The sequence below is a fragment of the Acetanaerobacterium elongatum genome (assembly GCF_900103835.1).
Taxonomy (GTDB): domain Bacteria; phylum Bacillota; class Clostridia; order Oscillospirales; family Ruminococcaceae; genus Acetanaerobacterium; species Acetanaerobacterium elongatum.
The window spans coordinates 46,933-66,439 of the sequence record NZ_FNID01000005.1; the positions used below are offsets into that span (position 1 = coordinate 46,933).

General features: G+C 48.2%; 18 protein-coding genes. 9 read left to right on the plus strand and 9 right to left on the minus strand.

Annotated features, from left to right (window positions below; all coding sequences use genetic code 11):
- Positions 1-68: 68 nt before the first annotated feature.
- The 6 genes from BLR50_RS02500 (at position 69) to BLR50_RS02530 (ending at position 6,967) form a co-directional block, all read left to right on the plus strand.
- Positions 69-1,262 (plus strand): tRNA(Met) cytidine acetate ligase, encoded by a 1,194-nt coding sequence (locus tag BLR50_RS02500; protein WP_162840294.1) that lies wholly within the window; start codon positions 69-71, stop codon positions 1,260-1,262.
- Positions 1,263-1,337: 75 nt separating this feature from the next.
- Positions 1,338-2,273 (plus strand): hypothetical protein, encoded by a 936-nt coding sequence (locus tag BLR50_RS02505; protein ID WP_092638195.1) that lies wholly within the window; start codon positions 1,338-1,340, stop codon positions 2,271-2,273.
- Between the two features lie 403 nt (positions 2,274-2,676).
- Complete coding sequence (locus tag BLR50_RS02510) at positions 2,677-3,837, plus strand: hypothetical protein (protein WP_092638197.1); 1,161 nt, start codon at positions 2,677-2,679, stop codon at positions 3,835-3,837.
- Between the two features lie 336 nt (positions 3,838-4,173).
- Positions 4,174-5,457, plus strand: a complete 1,284-nt coding sequence (locus BLR50_RS02520; RefSeq protein WP_092638201.1) for an O-acetylhomoserine aminocarboxypropyltransferase/cysteine synthase family protein — start codon at positions 4,174-4,176, stop codon at positions 5,455-5,457.
- A gap of 197 nt (positions 5,458-5,654) precedes the next feature.
- Positions 5,655-6,587 (plus strand): cysteine synthase A, encoded by a 933-nt coding sequence (gene cysK / locus BLR50_RS02525; protein ID WP_092638203.1) that lies wholly within the window; start codon positions 5,655-5,657, stop codon positions 6,585-6,587.
- Between the two features lie 116 nt (positions 6,588-6,703).
- A complete protein-coding gene (locus tag BLR50_RS02530; RefSeq protein WP_143008023.1) occupies positions 6,704-6,967 on the plus strand; it encodes a putative signal transducing protein in 264 nt (87 codons plus the stop codon).
- Positions 6,968-7,066: 99 nt separating this feature from the next.
- Here BLR50_RS02530 and BLR50_RS02535 read toward each other — a convergent pair whose 3' ends face one another.
- The 4 genes from BLR50_RS02535 to BLR50_RS02550 all read right to left on the minus strand — a co-directional run bounded on the left by BLR50_RS02535 (position 7,067) and on the right by BLR50_RS02550 (position 11,412).
- The gene (locus BLR50_RS02535) at positions 7,067-7,903 is read right to left on the minus strand and encodes a carbohydrate ABC transporter permease (protein ID WP_092638207.1); all 837 of its coding nucleotides are present in this window, start codon (positions 7,901-7,903) and stop codon (positions 7,067-7,069) included.
- Positions 7,903-8,748 (minus strand): carbohydrate ABC transporter permease, encoded by an 846-nt coding sequence (locus BLR50_RS02540; RefSeq protein WP_092638209.1) that lies wholly within the window; start codon positions 8,746-8,748, stop codon positions 7,903-7,905. Before BLR50_RS02540 ends, BLR50_RS02535 begins: the two co-directional genes overlap by 1 nt.
- A gap of 160 nt (positions 8,749-8,908) precedes the next feature.
- Positions 8,909-10,342 carry an ABC transporter substrate-binding protein gene (locus BLR50_RS02545; RefSeq protein ID WP_092638211.1) on the minus strand — a complete coding sequence of 478 codons (1,434 nt, stop codon included), beginning with the start codon at positions 10,340-10,342 and terminating at the stop codon, positions 8,909-8,911.
- Positions 10,343-10,410: 68 nt separating this feature from the next.
- On the minus strand, positions 10,411-11,412 hold the full coding sequence (locus BLR50_RS02550) for a LacI family DNA-binding transcriptional regulator (RefSeq protein ID WP_092638213.1): 1,002 nt from the start codon (positions 11,410-11,412) through the stop codon (positions 10,411-10,413).
- A gap of 320 nt (positions 11,413-11,732) precedes the next feature.
- On the opposite strand from BLR50_RS02550, the gene BLR50_RS02555 reads away from it, so the two are divergent.
- Complete coding sequence (locus BLR50_RS02555; RefSeq protein WP_092638215.1) at positions 11,733-12,776, plus strand: SPFH domain-containing protein; 1,044 nt, start codon at positions 11,733-11,735, stop codon at positions 12,774-12,776.
- A gap of 34 nt (positions 12,777-12,810) precedes the next feature.
- A complete protein-coding gene (locus BLR50_RS02560; RefSeq protein ID WP_092638217.1) occupies positions 12,811-13,257 on the plus strand; it encodes a TM2 domain-containing protein in 447 nt (148 codons plus the stop codon).
- Positions 13,258-13,905: 648 nt separating this feature from the next.
- Here the strand turns inward: BLR50_RS02560 and upp are convergent.
- The 4 genes from upp to BLR50_RS02580 form a co-directional block, all read right to left on the minus strand.
- Positions 13,906-14,538 (minus strand): uracil phosphoribosyltransferase, encoded by a 633-nt coding sequence (upp, locus tag BLR50_RS02565; RefSeq protein ID WP_092638219.1) that lies wholly within the window; start codon positions 14,536-14,538, stop codon positions 13,906-13,908.
- 61 nt (positions 14,539-14,599) lie between these two features.
- Entirely contained in the window at positions 14,600-15,310 is a 711-nt protein-coding gene (tsaB, locus tag BLR50_RS02570) for a tRNA (adenosine(37)-N6)-threonylcarbamoyltransferase complex dimerization subunit type 1 TsaB (RefSeq protein WP_092638221.1), read from the minus strand.
- 72 nt (positions 15,311-15,382) lie between these two features.
- Positions 15,383-15,802, minus strand: a complete 420-nt coding sequence (tsaE, locus tag BLR50_RS02575; protein ID WP_092638222.1) for a tRNA (adenosine(37)-N6)-threonylcarbamoyltransferase complex ATPase subunit type 1 TsaE — start codon at positions 15,800-15,802, stop codon at positions 15,383-15,385.
- A 31-nt stretch (positions 15,803-15,833) separates the two neighbouring features.
- Positions 15,834-17,501: a formate--tetrahydrofolate ligase gene (locus BLR50_RS02580; RefSeq protein ID WP_092638224.1), complete on the minus strand. Its 1,668-nt coding sequence runs from the start codon at positions 17,499-17,501 to the stop codon at positions 15,834-15,836.
- Positions 17,502-17,785: 284 nt separating this feature from the next.
- On the opposite strand from BLR50_RS02580, the gene BLR50_RS02585 reads away from it, so the two are divergent.
- On the plus strand, positions 17,786-18,913 hold the full coding sequence (locus BLR50_RS02585; protein WP_162840295.1) for an FtsW/RodA/SpoVE family cell cycle protein: 1,128 nt from the start codon (positions 17,786-17,788) through the stop codon (positions 18,911-18,913).
- A gap of 60 nt (positions 18,914-18,973) precedes the next feature.
- Here BLR50_RS02585 and BLR50_RS02590 read toward each other — a convergent pair whose 3' ends face one another.
- Positions 18,974-19,453: a GNAT family N-acetyltransferase gene (locus BLR50_RS02590; protein WP_092638228.1), complete on the minus strand. Its 480-nt coding sequence runs from the start codon at positions 19,451-19,453 to the stop codon at positions 18,974-18,976.
- Positions 19,454-19,507 lie beyond the last annotated feature (54 nt).

Genomic DNA, 19,507 nt, shown 5'->3' on the forward strand with positions numbered 1-19,507 from the left:
CGTAATGAAATGTATGAATTTCCTTATGATGGCCATAAAACATATTAAGAGAGGATATGCGTCTTACAATGACCATAGCCGGAATCATCGCCGAATATAACCCCTTTCACAACGGCCACGCGTATCAGATAGCCAAAACCCGTGCGCTCGGCGCCACCCATGTGGCGGTGTGCATGAGCGGAGACTTCACCCAGCGCGGGGAGTGTGCCGTTATTGAAAAACATGCGCGTGTAAAGGCCGCACTGCTTGGCGGTGCAGACCTTATAGTGGAGCTGCCGCTGCCCTATGCCGTTTCGTCTGCCGAGCGGTTTGCCTTCGGCGGGGTTTCGGTTTTAAACGCCCTCGGCTGTGTGGACATACTCTCGTTCGGCAGCGAAAGCGGGGATATTTCCGCGCTAAAACGAGTGGTTGAGGCGCTGGAGAATTCGCAGTTTGCACCTCTATTACAGAAGCAGCTGGATAAAGGGCTGGTTTTTCCCAAGGCACGGCAACTGGCGCTTACCGAATTGCTGGGCGAGGATGCGCTTGTACTCTCGCACCCAAACAACACCCTTGGTGTGGAATACATCAAATGGCTTGAGCGTCTGAACAGCCGGATACAGCCGGTGACCGTTCCCCGGAAGGGCGTTTCGCATGGAAGCCCTCAAGCAAGCGGAGCGTATGCCTCGGCCTCGCTGATAAGGCGGCATATGCTTTCAGGGAAGGAAGACTGGCGGTGCTTTGCTCCCGCGCAGGCCGAGGAAATCTATCGTGCCGAGATTTTAAACAAGAAAGCGCCCTGTACCCTTGAATACATGGAGCGTGCTATACTGGCAAAGCTGCGCAGCATTGCAAGCGAAGCGTTTACCGCCTTCCCCGATGTAACCGAGGGGCTGGAGGGGCGTATCTATAAAGCGGCGCGCACCGCCGTAAGCCTTGACGAGTTATACGGTTTGATAAAAACCAAGCGTTATACCCTTTCGCGGGTACGGCGCATGGTGCTGTGCACATTTTTGGGGATAGAGGCCTCTATGCAACTGCAGCCACCCCCCTATATCCGCGTTTTGGGCTTTAATGCCCGCGGGGCTGAGATTCTGGCCAAGGCAAAGCAGACCTGCTCCTTGCCGGTTTCCACCAGTCTTTCTGACCTTGCAAGGGTAAACGAACCATGTAAAAAGCTGGCCATGGCCGAAGCTGCGGCTGTTGATATTTTTGCGCTCTGCTCACCCCAAAACCTTCCTTGCGGGCTTGACTTTACCATAAAGCCTGTCATAATAAAGTAGGTACCCTCTGCGTTACGCGGGGATATTATTACAACAGCCGAAGCAGCAAAATGACGGCGGAATGGGAGAATTAATATGTCGGTTGAGATAACAAAGATTGCACACAGTGAGTATGGCAATTGCTTAAAGATGGCAAACGGAGCGGCTGAGCTGCTGATAACCCTGGATTACGGTCCCAGAATCATGCACTGCTCGCTTGCGGGCGGTAAAAACCTGATGTACAATGCCCCGAAGGATGCGGTAATCGGGGAAGGCCCTCTGTTTGATAAAACCTTTTTTAAGGGCGCTAAGTGCATGCTGCGAGGCGGCCACCGCCTGTGGAGAAGCCCGGAGGTTTCGCCCGATACCTGTTACCCCGATAACGACCCGGTAGAGTACAGTATCGACGGCAATACCGTAAAGCTTACCTGCACCCCCCAGGTGCACAACAACGTGCAGTATCGATTTGAGATAACTATGGATGCTTCTGAGCCGAAGGTAACCCTGGTACACCATATTACCAACGTTTCCAACGGCAAGATGACCTTTGCGCCGTGGTCTCTCACCATGATGGGTAAGGGCGGGCTTGAGATTGTACCCATGAACACCAAGGATACCGGCCTGCTGGCAAACCGCATTATCTCGGTTTGGTCTTACGCAAACCTTGGCTGCAAGCGGGTTGCGTTCCACGACCACTATTTTACCCTGCGGCAGAACCCCGAAATTTCTCGTGCATTTAAGATTGGCTTTGATAACGAAGCGGGCTGGGCGGCTTATATCAACCATGAAACACTGTTTGTAAAGCGTTATGACCATGTGATTGGCGGCAGCTACCCCGACAACGGCTGCTCGTATGAAACCTACACAAACAACGAGTTTTTGGAGATGGAGACACTGGGCGAGCTGAAAGAGGTTGCCCCTGCCGAAACCCTCACCCACACCGAATACTGGTCGCTGAAGGCTGTAAACGAACTGCCGAACCAGCAGGATGGGGCCGCCATCGAGGCGTTTGTAAAGAAATATATCGGTTAAATTAAAGTTCAGCCGCGGAGCCTTCGGGTTTCGCGGCTTTTGTTTTATGTTGACATAATGGGTTTGTAGAAGTATGCTCTTAATTGTAATTATTTTGAATTTATATAAAGATTTGAGGGCTCTGGGTATGAGACGAAGAGCTTGGTATAGTTATATTATAGCTGTCATCATGATATTTACGGTTCTTTGTTCCAGCTGTTCCTATAGTGACGCCGCTGTACAGGTAAGCTCATCATCACAGGCTGAAAGCGAACCTGAATTGCCTTTAGCAGACAATTCAAGTTCTGCAAGAAGTTCAAGCCTAGAAAGCAGTTCAAGTTTGTCGTTGGAATCTTCGGCGGAAAATTCATCAGACCTTTTTTTGAAAGTGGAAAATATACTACCTGAGCAGGTTGTTCAATATATGAAGGAATCACTCAAGGGCAGCAAACTGCTTACCATCAGCCCAGAGGGGAAGGTGGTAAAAGCAGTCAGCTACCCCGGGCAATGCCTTTCAAATGCTCGGTTATCACCGAATGGAAGGTATATGCTGTGCCAAACCGATATTGAGAGCGGAGGTGAAAGCTTTAACTGTGATTATATCGTAATTGACCTGCAAACAGGTAAACAATATCGATCTCCTGATCGGCAATCGGGATATCAGAACCATATTATATTAAGCGATAACCTCATTGGTTACGCAGAAGGCACCCGAATCAACGGGCCGGAACAGAATAAGCCTATAAAGCTGTACGATATGCAGTACCGTCCACTCGACATTGCCCTTGCCTTTGATTCCGGCAAAAGACTAGTGCATGATTCCGGCGAAAGCTATGATGAGAACAGTATTACCGGTATCGGCTATAATCCACATAGCGAAACCTACTATGTCACCTATGCCAAAGACCTTTCACTGGATGGGTTAAAGGAGGGGGAGTACCAACAAATATTCTCGCAAAGCCGAATGGGGATAGCTGTTTTTAATAAAAACGGTATTCCCATAGATAACCGCTATCTTCCTAAGGAGTATTCCGCTCCGTATTCCGGTAACGTATTGTGGCTGATACCAAATAGCCCGGTTGTGCTGCCCGACGGATGGCTGGTGGTGAGTTCAATAAAAAACTACAAGACTAATACCTTACTGCTTATAAACCCGAACGGTTGGGAGGTTAAGGAACTGAACTATCAGAGCCATAATGGCTGCGGATTAACCGATAAGCTGCTGCCAGTGTATGAATATCAATTGCCTCAATACCCCAACACCACTTTACTCGGCTTCCAGAATGGTACTATAACCGCTAAGCATGAGCTCCCCGTTACAGTTAAGGCAGGCCTTAACGAATTCGAACCATTTGAAATAGAATGGAAAGATAATAAAGGGTACTTCTTGGCAATAGGACAGGGCACGGATTGGATGAGTATTTACGGATTATTTTTTTGGGATGGTACTACTGCAAAACTCAATCATCTGCTCCCCATTGAATGCAATCTTGTTGGAATCGATAGCGAAGGGAACAGTATGGTATTGCTTGATGGTGCAACCCCGTTAATGGCAGAAGAGTATGAGAATTTTATTGTTAATTGAAAAAGCCCTTGACAATTCATTCAAGACAATATACTATAATGCATATAGAAATAATAGTAATTTAAAGGAGCAACAGCAGATGGCGATTCAGGACAGCAAACAGATTAACTATAATAAAATGTCTGTCATGTACATGTACGGCTTCATGCGCCGTTACATGCGCTTCGCTATGCCTATAACCAAATACTGTTGCCAACCGATATAGAGAGTTCCCGGTTCATTAATTATTGTCTCTAAGCCGGTTAGCGTAGCGCTAGCCGGTTTTTTATATTTTAAGGACTTTTATAGGAAATCCTATGAAATATATTATACTTAAGAACTGAAAGGTTGATTGTCATGAGTGAAAAAAAATTACGTTTCGACACCCTGCAGGTGCATGCAGGCCAAACCCCCGACCCTGCAACAGGAGCACGTGCGGTACCCATCTACCAGACCACCTCGTATGTATTTAAAGATTCCGCCGAGGCGGAGGGGCGTTTTGCCCTTACCGTGCCGGGCAACATCTACTCCCGCTTAACCAACCCCACAGTGGATGTGTTCGAGCAGCGGGTAGCAGCGCTTGAAGGCGGCGCTGCCGGCTTAGCCACTGCCTCCGGCGCTGCAGCGGTGACCTACGCCATTCAGAATATCGCGGGCGTGGGGGATGAGATTGTTTCGGCCAGCACCCTTTACGGTGGCACCTACCATCTGTTCGCCGATACCCTACCCAAGTTCGGCATCAAAACCACCTTTGTAAACCCTGACGATCCCGAAAACTTTCGCAAGGCAATAACCGAAAAGACAAAGGCTTTGTACATAGAAACCCTCGGCAACCCCGGTATCAATGTCATTGATTTTGACGCTGTGGGTAAGATTGCCGCCGAAAACGGCATTCCACTGATTGTTGACAACACCTTTGCTACCCCCTACCTGTTCCGCCCGCTGGAGCACGGTGCAAACGTGGTGATACATTCCGCTACCAAGTTTATTGGCGGACACGGTACCTCGATAGGCGGCATTATCGTTGATGGGGGTAACTTCAACTGGGCAAACGGTAAATTCCCCGAATTTACTACCCCTGATAAGAGCTACCACGGCATTAAATATGCCGAGCTGGGTAATGTGGGCTACGCGGTAAAGATTCGTGCCCAGCTATTGCGCGATACCGGCGCCACCCTTACGCCCATCAATGCCTTCCTTTTCCTTCAGGGGCTGGAGTCACTCTCCCTGCGCGTACAAAAGCATGTTGCCAACACGCAGCGCATTGTGGAGTTCTTAGAGAAGCACCCGAAGGTGAAGAAGGTAAACTACCCCGGCCTGCCCTCCAGCAAGTATTACTCCCTCGCCCAGAAGTACCTGCCCAAGGGCACAGGCTCCATCTTTACCTTTACGATTGACGGCGATGCATCCGATGCAAAGAGCTTTATTGACAACCTCGAAATCTTCTCTCAGCTTGCGAACGTTGCCGATGCCAAGTCGCTTGCTATCCACCCCTCCTCCACCACGCACCAACAGCTTTCATTGGAGGAACAGGCCTTAACCGGAACCTACCCGACAGATGTTCGTCTTTCCATTGGTGTTGAAGATGCTGATGACCTGATTGAAGACATTACGCAGGCACTCAATAAGGTATTTGCTTAACACCTTTCCATGTAATATACAGCACCCCAAAAGTAACGGGATGGCGGATTATTTCTGCCATCCCATTACTTTTATTGATTACCGCATTAATCATTTGGAATATTGCTAAATACCTATTGACAAAATAGTAATTGAAGCGTATTATAATAACATATTAAACATATATGAATTGTTTATATGAATGGAGGTAATTTCTAATGCCAAAAATCTATAAAAGCTTAACCGATTTAATCGGCAAAACCCCGCTGCTTGAGCTTTCCAACTATGAGAAGAAGCATTCGTTAAAGGCTACTGTTGCGGCGAAGCTGGAATACTTTAACCCGGCTGGCAGCATAAAAGACCGTATTGCCAAAGCGATGATTGACGATGCCGAAAAGCGCGGTGTACTGAAGCCAGACTCGGTGATTATTGAGCCAACCAGCGGCAACACCGGTATCGGTCTTGCCTCGGTAGCGGCAGCAAGAGGCTACCGTATCATCCTCACCATGCCTGAGACGATGAGCGTGGAGCGCCGCAACCTGCTGAAGGCCTACGGCGCCGAGCTGGTACTTACCGACGGTGCCAAGGGCATGAAGGGCGCCATCGAGAAAGCAAAGGAGCTTTCGCAGGAGATACCCAACGGGTTTATCCCCGGGCAGTTCGATAACCCTGCCAACCCCGCTGTTCACAAAGCCACTACCGGTCCCGAAATCTGGGAGGATACCGACGGCAAGGTGGATATTCTTGTAGCGGGTATCGGCACCGGCGGCACCATTACCGGTACCGGCGAGTTTTTAAAGAGCAAAAACCCAAATATCAAGGTTGTTGCCGTAGAGCCGTTTGATTCCCCCGTGCTCTCTGAGGGTAAAGCGGGAGCACATAAGATTCAGGGCATCGGCGCCGGCTTTGTGCCGGATGTACTCAACACCAAGATCTACGATGAAATCATCAAGGTAAAGAACGAGGATGCGTTCCAAACCGGCCGGGAGCTTTCCAAGGCGGAGGGCCTGCTGGTGGGTATCTCCTCCGGCGCAGCACTTTGGGCCGCCACCGCCCTTGCAAAACGCCCCGAGAATGCGGGCAAGATGATTGTCGTGATCCTGCCCGATACGGGCGAGCGTTACCTCTCTACCCCACTCTTTAGTGACTAATTCCATCCATAAAAAATGTTTGCTCTACCAAGCAGGAGCAGCCGTTTTCAGCGGCTGCTCCTTGCATTTTGCATATTGTTTAATTACTGTTATAATATAACTGGTGTCTGGAAGGAGTGAGTACTATGTTCTTGCTAAACAGCGAAAGTGTTTATATCGGGTATTCCATGGAAGAGCTTGAAAGAATCAAAAACCTACTTGCGCAGGAAGGGATTGAGTACCGTTGCAAGGTACTCAGCCACTCCGCCCAGTGGGGCACCATTGGTACCAAACGCGGCACCTTCGGCAGTGCCGGCTTAAACCAAGGCTATGAAAAGCAGTACGAGCTGCTTGTAAAATCGAAGGATTATGAAAAAGCCAAACGACTAGTGCACAAATAGGTGAATCAAGCAAAACCGCAGGCATTCCGTGTAGCTTGGAATGCCTGCGGTTTATGACAAGAGGAGGTTAATTCTTAGCAAATGGGGGCTTACAGAGCATCATCCTTTTACAGCACCTGCGGTAACGCCCTTGATGATATGCTTCTGGCAGCTGAGGTAGAAGATGATAACCGGTATCATCGCCAGCACCAGCACCGCCATCATGGCGCCCATATCCTTAGAGCCGTAGCCGCCCCTCAGGTATTGTACGGCTATAGGGATGGTACGGTATTTCGTACCGATTACAAGGTAAGGCAGCAGGTAGTCATTCCAGATCCACATGGTGTTTAAGATTGCGACTGTAATCGCGATGGGCTTAAGCATGGGGAATACTACAAGGAAAAAGGTTTGAATGGGGTTACAGCTGTCGATCATCGAGGCCTCTTCAATCTCAAGCGGGATGCTCTTTACAAAGCCCGCGAACATGAATACCGAAAGCCCCGCGCCAAAGCCAAGGTAGATAAAGATAAGCCCAAAGATATTATCCAATCCCAAGAGATTAGCCATCTTAGACATGGTGAACATCACCATCTGGAACGGTACAATCATCGAGAAAACAAAGGCATAATACAACCCGCTTGTAAACTTGCTTTTCACGCGGGTGATATACCAAGCCGTCATGGCGGTAAACAGCACAATCACCGCTACCGATGTGATGGTAATAAATACAGAGTACCCTGCGGCACTTAAAAACCCGGTTTTGGTTATTCCGTTTATGTAGTTGTTAATACCCGCAAAGGTGTCGGTCGTCGGGAAAACAAACGGCTCATCCGCAATAGAGAACCGGTTTTTAAACGAGTTCATCAGTACGATGAAGGCGGGGGCTAAGAATAGTACCGAAAGAAGCACCAGAAGTGCAATTAAAAACGTATTGCGAATCTTGCTCTTGGCCTGCATTAGTTCTCCACCTCCCTTTTACGGGTAAGGTACAGCTGAATGAAAGCTATAGCTGCCACCATAATAAAGAATACCACGGCCTTCGCCTGCCCAACCCCTTCGTAGCCTACCCGGCCATAAAAGGTGTTATAGATATTTAAAGCCAGCATCTCGGTTTGTCTGGAGGGAGCACCGGCGGTGAGTGCAAGGTTCTGGTCAAACAGCTTAAAGGAATTCGTAAGCGTTAAAAACGTGCATATCGTAACGGAAGGCATTACAAGGGGAATGGTGATATGGCGAAGAATCTGGCCCTTTGAAGCGCCGTCCACCGCCGCGGCATCCATCAGGTCACCCGAGATGTTCTGAATGCCCGCGATGTAGATAACCATCATGTAACCGATCAGCTGCCAGTTCATGAGGACAACCAGCCCCCAAAAGCCGTAGTTCGGGTCGGTAGTGATGGTTACATCAAAGAAATACAGCACCCCGTTAATGATGAGCTGCCAGATATAGCCCAGCACAATGCCTCCGATTAGATTCGGAATAAAAAAGATTGTTCTGAAAACGTTGGTACCGCGCAGGCTTTTAGTAAGCAGCAGCGCCAACAGAAACGCAAACAGGTTTATAAAGATAACGGAAACAACGGTAAAGCGGAAGGTAAACCACAGCGAGTTTATAAACTCCTTGTTCGCGGTAAAGGCTTGAATGTAGTTATCAAAGCCAATCCATTTTGCGTCGGTTACCGTTTTAAACTTCGTGAATGACAGGTAAATGCCCATCAGGAAAGGGATAACAAAAGATATTAAAAAAGCAAGCAGTGTGGGCAGGGCAAAAAAAGCAAAATATTTTTTTAATGCTTTTTGCATGAGTTTTCTCCTCTCATTTCACGCTGCAGGAAGGTTCTTGCCCATAGTTTATTTTAGTTCAGCGTAAATTATCATATATGGCTTGGTTGCAGACTTGATTTATTAAAGGTACACCGCGCCGCGCCGCAAAGGCGCGGTGCGGTGTAAAATGTGCGGCTAATTATTTAGCAGCTGCTGCTCTTTCGGTCTTCCAACCGTCGATTACAACCTTCTTCACATCGTCCCAGGTTTTTCCGCCCTGAACATACTCAAGAAGTGCTGCGCCGAAGTCATCCTTAAACTTCTGGCTGGGGAATGCCGCGAAGGTCCATGCAACGTTGTTGATGTCCTTCTTGCTGGACCATGCCAGTACTTCTTTAGCAAGAGGATCAGAGGGCTTTTCTGCATCGGTAAAGGTGTCAAACGGAGCAATGAAGCCGAGCTTGGTGGAAACGTAGGACTTACCCTTATCGCTTGTGAACAGCCAGTTGATGAAGTCGATAGAAGCCTTCTGCTTATCTGCAGAAACCTTGCTGTTGATGGCAAAGAAGTTCTCGGTGCCTACGCACAGGCCCTGCTTTTCTTCGCCGGAAACACCGGTATAGATAGGCATAAACTTAACGTCTGCTTCTTTTACTGTGTTGCCGTCAACCTTGCTGATCTGGCCCCATGCCCAGTTGCCGTTCTGAACCATTGCAACGTTGCCGAGTGCGAATTCAGCCATCGAGTCGTCAACCGACTTACTGCCAAGCAGGCCCTTCTTTGTGCAGGAGTTGTTGGTGTACAGGTCGAAGATGTTCTTGTAGTTGTCGCTGTACTTAAAGGCAATCTCTTTTGCGTCGAGGCCTGCAAGAACGGTGCTGGGGAATGCGGTGTTCTCTTTGAACTCATAGAAGAAGGGGATGTTGGCCAGATGGGTCTGCCATCTCCAGTCTTCACCGGTGGTAAGGGAGGTGGAAGCGAACACGCCCTTGATGCCGAGAGCTTTGGCATTGGCGGTCATATCCTCAACAACCTCTTTCAGGGTAGCAAAGTTGTTGATTTCGGCAGCGGAAGAAACCTTCGCTTTCTTATTGGGAAGCGCAAAATACTTGCTCATGATTGCGTTGTTGTAGATAATTCCGTAGCCCTCGATGGCGTAAGGGATACCGTATACGCCGTCGCCGCTGGTAACCGCAAGGCTCTTATCGGTGAGGTGCTTATAGAGCTCGGTATCTTTTAAATCCAGGCAGTAGTCCTTCCAGTTCTGGTAGCCAACCGGGCCGTTAATCTGGAAGATGGTGGGGGCCTCATCCTTAGCTATTTCGGAGGTCAGTGTCTGCTCGTAGGTGCCGCTTGCTGCGGTAACTACGTTGAGTTTCACGCCTGTTTCTGCTTCATAATCCTTGGCAATCTCATCATATACAGATGCAATTTCGGGTTTGAAGTTTAAGTAGTAGATCTCTTTTGCGCCCTCTGCGGAAGCAGCCTGAGACGAAACCTCAGCCGAAGCTGCCTCACTGGATGCGGCTGCCGAGGATGCCGGAGCTGCCGGAGCGCTTGAGCATGCGGCAAGAGTAGAAAGAGACATTAGTGCAGCGAGTGAAAATGCTAATACTTTACTCACTTTGTTCATGATAATCCTCCCAAATGATAATGTTATATTTAAAAGGCTTTGGGGCCTAACCCCACATAGTAATGATGCTACAGGCTGCGCACCGAATCGCCCTCGATGATTTCGGCATCCAGCAGCAGGTGCTGTGCCTGCTCGGTGCCGTGAATCGCACCCACCAGCATCTTTGCGCTGGAAACTGCGATGTTCTCACACGGCTGCCGGATAGTAGTAAGCTTGGGGCAGTAGTAGTTTGCAAGCTCAATGCCGTCAAACCCGATTACCGAAATATCATTCGGTACTGAAAGCCCCAGATCGCTGATGGCCCGTATGGTTCCGAAGGCCAGCATATCCGACATCGCAAAGATTGCAGTGAGCTGTGGGTTCTTCTGCAGCAGCTTCTTGGCTGCCTCGTAACCCGCTGAAATATTAAAGTGTGCCTGCTCAAAATATTGATCGGTTAATTCCTGCCCATGCTCCTGAAAGCTTTGGCGGCATCCCGCAAAGCGAAGGCCGCTGGTGCAGGAGATATCTTCATTTCCGCCCACAATGCCGATATGGGTATGGCCGTAAGCAAACAGGTAATCGACTGCCTGCTTCGCACATTTAACGTCATCTACGCTGACACTCGAAAGGTTTTCAAAACTCAAACTCTGGGCACTGGTGGTACTGAGGATACAGGGGATAGCAATATTGGAAAAACGCTTTCTAAAGGTCTCGGGATTACCGCCTAAAAAGGTGATGCCCAGCGGCTTAATCTCTTTGCAGATTTGCTCGGCCATGCGCACCTCGTTTTCATCCTCGTTGAGGTAGTGAATGACGGTTTCATACCCCAGCCGGCTGATATGCGTCTGCATCTGCTCGATAATGGAGGCAAAGAACAGATTAAAACTACCCTTTACCAGAATCACAATGCAGTTGCTTACCTGCTGTTTGAGCTGCTTTGCATTGGAATTCGGAACAAACCGGTTCTCTTTGGCAATCTGCTTTATCTTATCCTTGGTTTCCTGGCTTACGTCCGGGTGGTCGTTCAGTGCACGCGATACCGTGCTGATTCCGTAGCCGGAGATTTTTGCGATATCCTTTATCGTCATATTTAACTGCCCGGCCTTTCTTCGAACTTTGTCAGAAAACGTTACCGGAAACGTTTCCGATTTCTGAGTTCATAATACCACAACTTTTTAAAATACGCAACACCATTGTACAAAACCGTGATTATGTTAAATATGATAGGCACTAATTTGTTTATATTGCGCAATAAGCGTACCGGATTTAATTAACTGCCAATAATTCAAGCTTTTTTTATTTTGTGAAATGTATCCTAAATTTTTATTATTCATTAAAAAATATAAGTATTTGTATTGCTAAATTTTATCTGATTATGGTACAATTACAATTGCTTGGAGGTGTCTTGATGGCTATAATAGATAGAGTAAAATTTGACGGCCTTAGGAGCCGGGATTGGATAGTTTTCAAGCATCCTGCCGATAATCTTGTTGTTGGTACCCAACTAATTGTGGGTGAGGGTCAGGCTGCTATCTTTGTAAAAAGTGGTAGAGTATGTGATCTTTTTAATGCTGGTACATATACCTTAAGCGCTGTTAATCTGCCTATACTTCAGAGTTTAGTTAACATACCCTTCGGCGGACAAACCCCTTTCACCGCCGAGATATATTATTTAAATGTTGTTTCTAATCTTGATTTGCAGTGGGGTACCTCTGATCCTATTCAGATAATCGACCCAAAGTACTATACAAGGCTAAGGGTTCGGGCTTTCGGCCAGATGGGCTTGAAACTGTCTGATTATTCATTGTTCCTGAAGGAGCTTATTGGTGTACTCGGCCCAAACGATATCGTAAAGTTTAATTTGATCATTGATTATTTCAAAGGTGTTTTAGTGCAAAAGCTGAAGGCAGTTATCGCAGATATCATTATCAATCAGAAAATATCCGCTTTAGAAATCAGCGCAAAGCTTGATAGTATTTCTGAAACTGCCATAGAACGAATCAAGCCTGAATTCAGCCGGTACGGTTTATCTATAGTGAACTTTTTTATTAAGTCCATTAACTTCCCCGAGGAAGACTTTGAACAGATTAATGAGATTTTGAAAAACCGTGCTGAGTTTGAGATTATGGGCGACAGTCGCTATGTAACAAAAAGATCTTTTGATGTTTATGATCATGCCGCTTCCAACGAATCCGGTGTTGCAGGTGCATTCGCTGCCGGAGGTGTGGGTTTGGGCCTTGGAACTGCTATGGGGTATAAAATGCAAAACACCATTAATACTGAAGCAGTTCTGGATAGTATAAAATGTACCTCTTGTGGCATATCGATTGCGGGAGGCACAAAATTTTGCCCTGAATGCGGCGCTTCATTGGCTCCAAAAACTTGCCAGTGCGGTGTAAAGCTGCCTGCCGGTGCCAAGTTCTGCCCGGAATGCGGCAAAAAAGTAGACTGATTTCCCTTATAATTAATTTATGGAGGATAATGAAATGAGCAATCATCTTTGCCCACAATGCGGTGCCCCTAATGCTTTTGATGCCAAAGAATGTGCCTATTGTGGTGAACCCCTGCCAGTTGAAGCTGTTCCCGCTGCACCAGTATACCAGCGGCCTGTAAATCAACAACCTCCGGTATACTCAAATCCGCCTGTTTACCCGCAGCAAAATGTAATAAACAATAATATTATATCTCCAGCCTATAATGGAATTGATCCAGCTTGGCCAATTAAGAGTAAGGTTGCTGCTGGATTGCTGGCAATCTTTCTTGGAGGATTGGGCATACATAAGTTTTACCTTGGAAAAATCGGCATGGGGATCTTATATTTATGCTTCTGCTGGACCTATGTTCCCGCTATTATCGGCCTGATTGAAGGCATAGTTTATTTGGCTTCAAATGACCATAATTTTCAGGTCAAAAACCACGTAAGATTGAAATAATATCTTAATAATTTTATTATCCAAAGGGGTGACTTATGCAAAGCATAGGTCACCCCTTTGGATAATGTAAAAATAATCAAAGAGACCATTTTGTATCGTATCCACCGGATAATACCGATAGAAGTGAAAACCCAATAGTTGCATAAGTGTGCCCTTAAGCATTTGCCGGGGTGGCGTTTTTGGGGAATACAATGCCGTGCAGTAGCTCAGGGGGGATAACGAAAGCAACGCTCCCCATAGTTAAATAAAGAACTGGTTATGTCCCAATAAAACAGTACGTAAAATAACCGCTACGTCTATAAGCACAAGGAAGGCAGGCCTCTATCAAGCTCGTCTTCGCTTTTTAGCTTTCCCTTAGCATAAAGCACCAATCAGCTCTCCCCTTCACTGCCGGTCTGGTACAATACTGCTGATTTCTGTGGCTGCCTGCAAAGCAACAATACCGCTGCCTTTATTGTGTCCATTCAGCTGTAAAAGTGGCAGACGGACGACACTGCGGTCAATAACCTCTATTTACCGCTCACCGTGCTTTTGCCAACCCCATTGTGCCGTTAACGATAATCAGTTTCTTCATCATGATGTCTAGCCATCCCTCAGTACACTGAAACGGGCAGGAAAGTTAACCTTTCCTGCCCGATAATGGATGATTTATTTCGTACCGAAGATTCTGTCGCCGGCATCACCAAGGCCGGGAACAATATAGCCGTGATCGTTGAGGTGCTCATCGAGTGATGCACAGTAGATCTGTACATCAGGATGTGCGGTTGAAAGCGCCTTTAAGCCTTCGGGAGCGGCGATGATGCACATAAACTTGATGTTTACGGCGCCGCGCGCCTTGATGAGCTTGATAGCATCCACAGCAGAACCGCCGGTAGCAAGCATCGGGTCAAGCACGATTACCTCGCGTTCCTCGATATCGCTGGGCAGCTTGCAGTAATACTCAACAGGTTCGAGTGTCTTGGGGTCGCGGTACAGGCCGATATGCCCAACCTTTGCGGCCGGAACCAGCTTCAGCACGCCGTCTACCATGCCAAGGCCAGCGCGGAGGATTGGTACGAACGCAAGCTTTCTTCCCGTAATAACCTTCGTACGCGCTACCGCAACAGGGGTTTCAATCTCCACCTCTTTAAGCGGCAGATCGCGGGTGGCCTCATAGCACATCAGCATTGCAATCTCGCTTACTAACTCACGGAACTCTTTAGAACCGGTGTTTTTGTCACGCAGAAGCGAAATCTTGTGCTGAATCAGCGGGTGATCCATAATAAAGGGTTTTAGTTCCATACCAATATACTTCCTTTCAGCCGAAGCTTAATATTCTGAATGTAACGGGTTGTTATACCGCTTAAAGTGCCGCCTGCTTCTGGCGCAGCTCGCGCTCAGCCTGAGGCAAACGGAGGTACACAGGCGAAATAGCTTCGGCGCCAACTGCCGCCAAAGGCTCTGCTTTCATTCTCTCCAGCGCAAGCCTGCATACACTGGCAGCACTTTGGTTTACCATATGCTCCGGCGCAAGCCTTGCATCGAAAAGACACACATTTTTATTATTATAACACAAACCGGCCCCGTCTCCAACAAAAAAAACAGGCTCTTGAAATTGTGTAAGTTGACGGATAAGCTCCTCAATGGGCAGCGCGCTGTCTTCGGTGAGCCTTTCCACCGCTCCGCTGTGGGCACGGAAGCTGGCGGTGTAAACCTGATTGCAGCGTGCATCCATCACCGCACAGATAATCCCCTCAAACCCGCGCAGGTTATAGGCCAACGCTTCAAGTGTAGATACCGCAACGCAAGGCTTGTTTAGGGCCATTGCCATACCCTTTACCGCCGCTATGCCGATGCGAAGCCCCGTAAAGGAGCCCGGGCCGGCAGAAACGGCAAATGCATCCACTTGATTCAGGGCAATGTGCGCGTTTTCGAGCATCGACTGCACCATGGGCATGATGGTCTGGCTGTGTGTAAGTTTAGTGTTTACCATAGCCTCGGCCAATAGCTGGGTTTCGTCGCAGATTGCGACTGAAGCAGCCTTGGCCGAGGTATCAATCCCCAATAAAACCATGCAGATAACTGTTCCTTTCGCTTAAACCGGGATTGCATGAAAGTACAGTCCCAGAGCCTGAGAGAATTTTGCTCAGACAGATTCCTCTATTATAATCTCACGTTCCTCATCCGAGATGCGGTTGAGGCTGATTTTTTTATACCCTTTAGGCAGCGCGCTTACGATATTCTCGCTCCATTCCACCGCGATGACTGCGCCGGTATCCAGATAGTCAAAGAAACCGGTGGAGTATAGATCCTCAAACGAGGTTACACGGTACATGTCGAAGTGGTAAAGCGGCACCGTGCCCTCATATTCATGCACTAAGGCAAAGGTAGGGCTAAGCACCTCGCCCTTGACCCCCAGCCCGCGCGCAAGCCCGCGGATAAACGCGGTTTTTCCAGCGCCAAGGCCGCCGAAGAATGCCAGCACGTCATTCGGCTTGACGCTCTTTGCGTAGGTCTCAGCAATGGTCTCGGTATCCTGCGTGCTGTGAGAAAGATAGCGCTCCACGCGCTCACCTCTTTAATTCGTACTATAAATATCAGAACAGCCCTGTAATATTGCCGTTATCGTCCACATCAATATTACAGGCTGCCGGAACCTTGGGCAGACCGGGCATGGTCATGATATCGCCGGTAATCACCACAATAAAGCCTGCACCCGCCGAAAGCTTGACTTCCCGCACCGAGAGCTCAAATCCGGTGGGGCGGCAGAGCAGTGCCGGGTTATCGGAAAGCGAATACTGCGTTTTGGCAATACAGATGCGCAGGCTGGATTTGCCCAGAGCCTCGATATCCTTGATGGCCTTTTCGGCGGCACTGCTGTAGCTGACGCCCTTTGCGCCGTAGATATTCTTGGCGATTATCTCGATCTTATCCTTCACCGGCAGGTCTGTCTCATAGAGCGGCGCAAAATGATTCGGCTTCTCGCAGGCCTCGCACACCTTCTGCGCAAGGGTAAGCGCGCCGTCGCCGCCCTTCATAAACACCTCTGATAGCGCGAACTCGGCTCCTAAGGCAAGGCAGGCATCCTCGATAAGCTTAAGCTCCGCCTCGGTATCGCTTGCAAAGCGGTTAATGGCTACCACAACGGGCACACCATATTTTTTCATGTTCTCCACATGCGCGCGCAGATTCTCCATTCCCGCTGATAGAGCGGAGAGATTCTCCTCCCCGGTAAGCGCCTTTGGTACGCCGCCGTTGTATTTCAGCGCCCGGGCGGTTGCCACAATTACAATGGCAGAGGGGGTAAGCCCCGCAGTGGGGCATTTAATATCCAAAAACTTCTCGGCGCCAAGGTCGGATCCGAAGCCTGCCTCGGTGATGCAATAGTCGGCGAGCTTCAGCCCTAAACGGGTTGCGCGAACCGAGTTGCACCCGTGCGCGATATTGGCAAACGGCCCTCCGTGCATGAGCGCCGGGGTATTCTCAAGCGTCTGCACAAGGTTGGGCTTGAGCGCGTCTTTCAAAAGTGCCGCCATCGCACCCGCAACCTTTAAGTCACGGCAATACACCGGTGTATTACTGTAAGTATAGGCAACTAAAATATCCCCCAAACGGCGCTTGAGATCGGCAAGATTTAGGGATAGGCACAGAATCGCCATAATCTCGCTTGCCACGGTGATGGTGAAGCCATCTTCACGCGGAACACCGTTGGGCTTGCCGCCGAGACCCACAATGATTTCGCGCAGAGCACGGTCGTTCATATCCATTACACGTTTAAAAAGGATACGCCGTGGGTCGATACCGATTGGGTTGCCCTGCTGCAGATGGTTATCGAGCACCGCGCACAGCAGGTTATTCGCCGCGGTAATGGCATGCATATCACCGGTAAAGTGCAGGTTGATATCCTCCATCGGCACTACCTGCGCGTAGCCGCCGCCCGCAGCGCCGCCCTTCACGCCGAATACCGGCCCGAGAGATGGCTCACGCAGCGCTATAATGGCCTTTTTACCAATCTTGTTCATCGCCTGCCCAAGACCGATGGTGGTGGTGGTTTTACCCTCGCCCGCAGGGGTGGGGTTAATGGCGGTAACTAAAACCAACTTGCCGTCCTTATTATGGCTCAGGCGCTCATAAACGCCGTCTTCCAGCTTTGCTTTAAAGCGCCCGTAGGGGAGCAGTTCCTCTTCACCGATACCAATCTGTTTGGCAATCTCGGTGATGGGGAGCATTTTACAGCCCTGCGCAATCTCAATATCTGTCAGCATATAATAACCAGCCCTTCCTTCGGGTAATCGTTCCGTATCGTTGCATTCAGTTGGTATTATAACACAACTGCGAGCTGCATTAAAGCACAAGTTTTCTTCTCTCTAAAAGCAAGCACTTTGCCTTTGGGGCATGAAGTTTTATTATGAATTACTTCGTTACTTTGGCAGTTTACTTTCTATTTGTTAAATTATTTCCTAAGGAAGTTATGCGGCTTGTAAAAGGGCGAGAATCATACTATAATGAGGTTGCATTAAAACTTGTACATAGTAGAACGGGGCTGCTCATGAATAAGATTCTATCAAGTATTATCAATTACATAAAAGCCACGGACAAGCTGCTTTTTATTTTTACATTAGCCACCACCGGCTATGGGTTATTGGTGCTGTACGGTGTATTGGAGGCTTTTGATTTTGGCTTGCGTGGGCTATATATTCAGATTGCCGGTGCTGTACTGGGGCTTATCTGTGCCATTATCCTTTCAAAGATGGACTACAAGTTTTTGGCGAAGCTTTGGAAGCTGCATGTACCGCTGGCCTATGCGTTGGTGTTTTCAACCTTTATCCTTGGTTATGGGCGTACCGGTGCTGACGATATCAACTGGATAGCCCTCCCCTTCGGCGCAAGTATTCAGCCCTCGGAATTTTTAAAGATTTCGTTTATTCTTTCGTTTGCGTTCCACCTTGATAAGGTGAAGGAAAATATAAACGCCCCTCTTACCCTGCTGCCACTCCTCATTCACGGTGCTGTACCCGCATTGCTTATTCATTTTCAGGGTGACGACGGTACGGTACTGGTATTTATTTTTATCTTCGCAGCCATGCTGTTCGCTGCGGGGCTTTCGCTGCGCTATGTTGCAGTTGCCGCGGGGCTGGGGCTGATTGCCATTCCTATTGCATGGAATTATATACTCAGTAACGACCAAAAGATGCGCTTCCAGGCGATATTCACACCGGGAATCGACCCCAAGGGTATCGAGTGGCAGCAAAACTCTGCGCTGATATCTATCGGATCGGGGCAGCTTTCGGGTAATGGTATCTTTTCTACTCACCGTTTTGTAGATGAAATTCAGAACGACTTTATCTTCGCTTTTATTGGGGAATCGTTCGGCCTGATGGGCTGTATTGCTGCGGTGGTGCTGATCTTTGCGGTTGCCACTAAGGTACTGTTTATTTCAAGATTGGCAAAGGATACCTTGGGAAACTCCATCTGCATTGGTATCTTTACTATGCTCACGACACAGACGATTATTAACGTAGGTATGAATATCAAGCTTTTGCCGGTTATCGGTATTACGCTGCCCTTCTTCTCTAAAGGAGGATCGTCGATTCTTTCGGTATTTCTTGCAGTCGGCCTTGCGTTAAGTGTATACATGCACAATAAGGAAAACCTATTCTTGGATAAGAATTATTAGGCCAAAGTAAAAATATAAAGTAACCCCCGTACGCCGATAAAGGCTTGCGGGGGTTGTTGGTTATGCCTGTTTTTCCATGTAATAGAGCTTGTTTTTTAAGTCGTAGTGGTAGCCGCCGGCTAAAAGGGTTTTACAGGAGTTTGCGTTATCCTCCTCCGGCTGTACAATAATACGTTTGGCATCGTTTAGTCCAAAGATCTTTTTTGTCAGCAGAAGAATAATTTCCTTACCAAGGCCCTTGTGCAGGTATGTTTCCTCGCCGATAAGGTAATCAATACTGTAGGTACCTTTTAGCGGGATATCTCCGTACCAATCCTCTTTGGCATTAATACAGGCGTAATACTGGCAGAACCCAATTGGTATACCGTTACACTCGGCAATCAGATGTGTGACAAAGTGATAATCGGTAAAACGTCCGTTTACCTCGTTTAGCCACTCCGCCGGCTCCTTATACCATTTGGCTATATACTCTTTATAGAGCCATTCTCTCAACAAGGGGATATCCTTATCCTCCAGCGGACGCAGTAGTAATGAATTCATTGTCTTAACCTCCATATGTTAAACTGTGCTGTCTGCTTCAATAGATGGAGGCCC

What these genes read in the sequence shown, in the direction of transcription:
- BLR50_RS02500 (WP_162840294.1), top strand. Translation starts at nt 69, where the DNA reads ATGACCATAGCCGGAATCATCGCCGAATATAACCCCTTTCACAACGGC.
- BLR50_RS02505 (WP_092638195.1), top strand. Translation starts at nt 1,338, where the DNA reads ATGTCGGTTGAGATAACAAAGATTGCACACAGTGAGTATGGCAATTGC.
- BLR50_RS02510 (WP_092638197.1), top strand. Translation starts at nt 2,677, where the DNA reads ATGAAGGAATCACTCAAGGGCAGCAAACTGCTTACCATCAGCCCAGAG.
- BLR50_RS02520 (WP_092638201.1), top strand. Translation starts at nt 4,174, where the DNA reads ATGAGTGAAAAAAAATTACGTTTCGACACCCTGCAGGTGCATGCAGGC.
- cysK (WP_092638203.1), top strand. Translation starts at nt 5,655, where the DNA reads ATGCCAAAAATCTATAAAAGCTTAACCGATTTAATCGGCAAAACCCCG.
- BLR50_RS02535 (WP_092638207.1), bottom strand. Translation starts at nt 7,903, where the DNA reads ATGCAGGCCAAGAGCAAGATTCGCAATACGTTTTTAATTGCACTTCTG.
- BLR50_RS02540 (WP_092638209.1), bottom strand. Translation starts at nt 8,748, where the DNA reads ATGCAAAAAGCATTAAAAAAATATTTTGCTTTTTTTGCCCTGCCCACA.
- BLR50_RS02545 (WP_092638211.1), bottom strand. Translation starts at nt 10,342, where the DNA reads ATGAACAAAGTGAGTAAAGTATTAGCATTTTCACTCGCTGCACTAATG.
- BLR50_RS02550 (WP_092638213.1), bottom strand. Translation starts at nt 11,412, where the DNA reads ATGACGATAAAGGATATCGCAAAAATCTCCGGCTACGGAATCAGCACG.
- BLR50_RS02555 (WP_092638215.1), top strand. Translation starts at nt 11,733, where the DNA reads ATGGCTATAATAGATAGAGTAAAATTTGACGGCCTTAGGAGCCGGGAT.
- BLR50_RS02560 (WP_092638217.1), top strand. Translation starts at nt 12,811, where the DNA reads ATGAGCAATCATCTTTGCCCACAATGCGGTGCCCCTAATGCTTTTGAT.
- upp (WP_092638219.1), bottom strand. Translation starts at nt 14,538, where the DNA reads ATGGAACTAAAACCCTTTATTATGGATCACCCGCTGATTCAGCACAAG.
- tsaB (WP_092638221.1), bottom strand. Translation starts at nt 15,310, where the DNA reads ATGGTTTTATTGGGGATTGATACCTCGGCCAAGGCTGCTTCAGTCGCA.
- BLR50_RS02580 (WP_092638224.1), bottom strand. Translation starts at nt 17,501, where the DNA reads ATGCTGACAGATATTGAGATTGCGCAGGGCTGTAAAATGCTCCCCATC.
- BLR50_RS02585 (WP_162840295.1), top strand. Translation starts at nt 17,786, where the DNA reads ATGAATAAGATTCTATCAAGTATTATCAATTACATAAAAGCCACGGAC.
- BLR50_RS02590 (WP_092638228.1), bottom strand. Translation starts at nt 19,453, where the DNA reads ATGAATTCATTACTACTGCGTCCGCTGGAGGATAAGGATATCCCCTTG.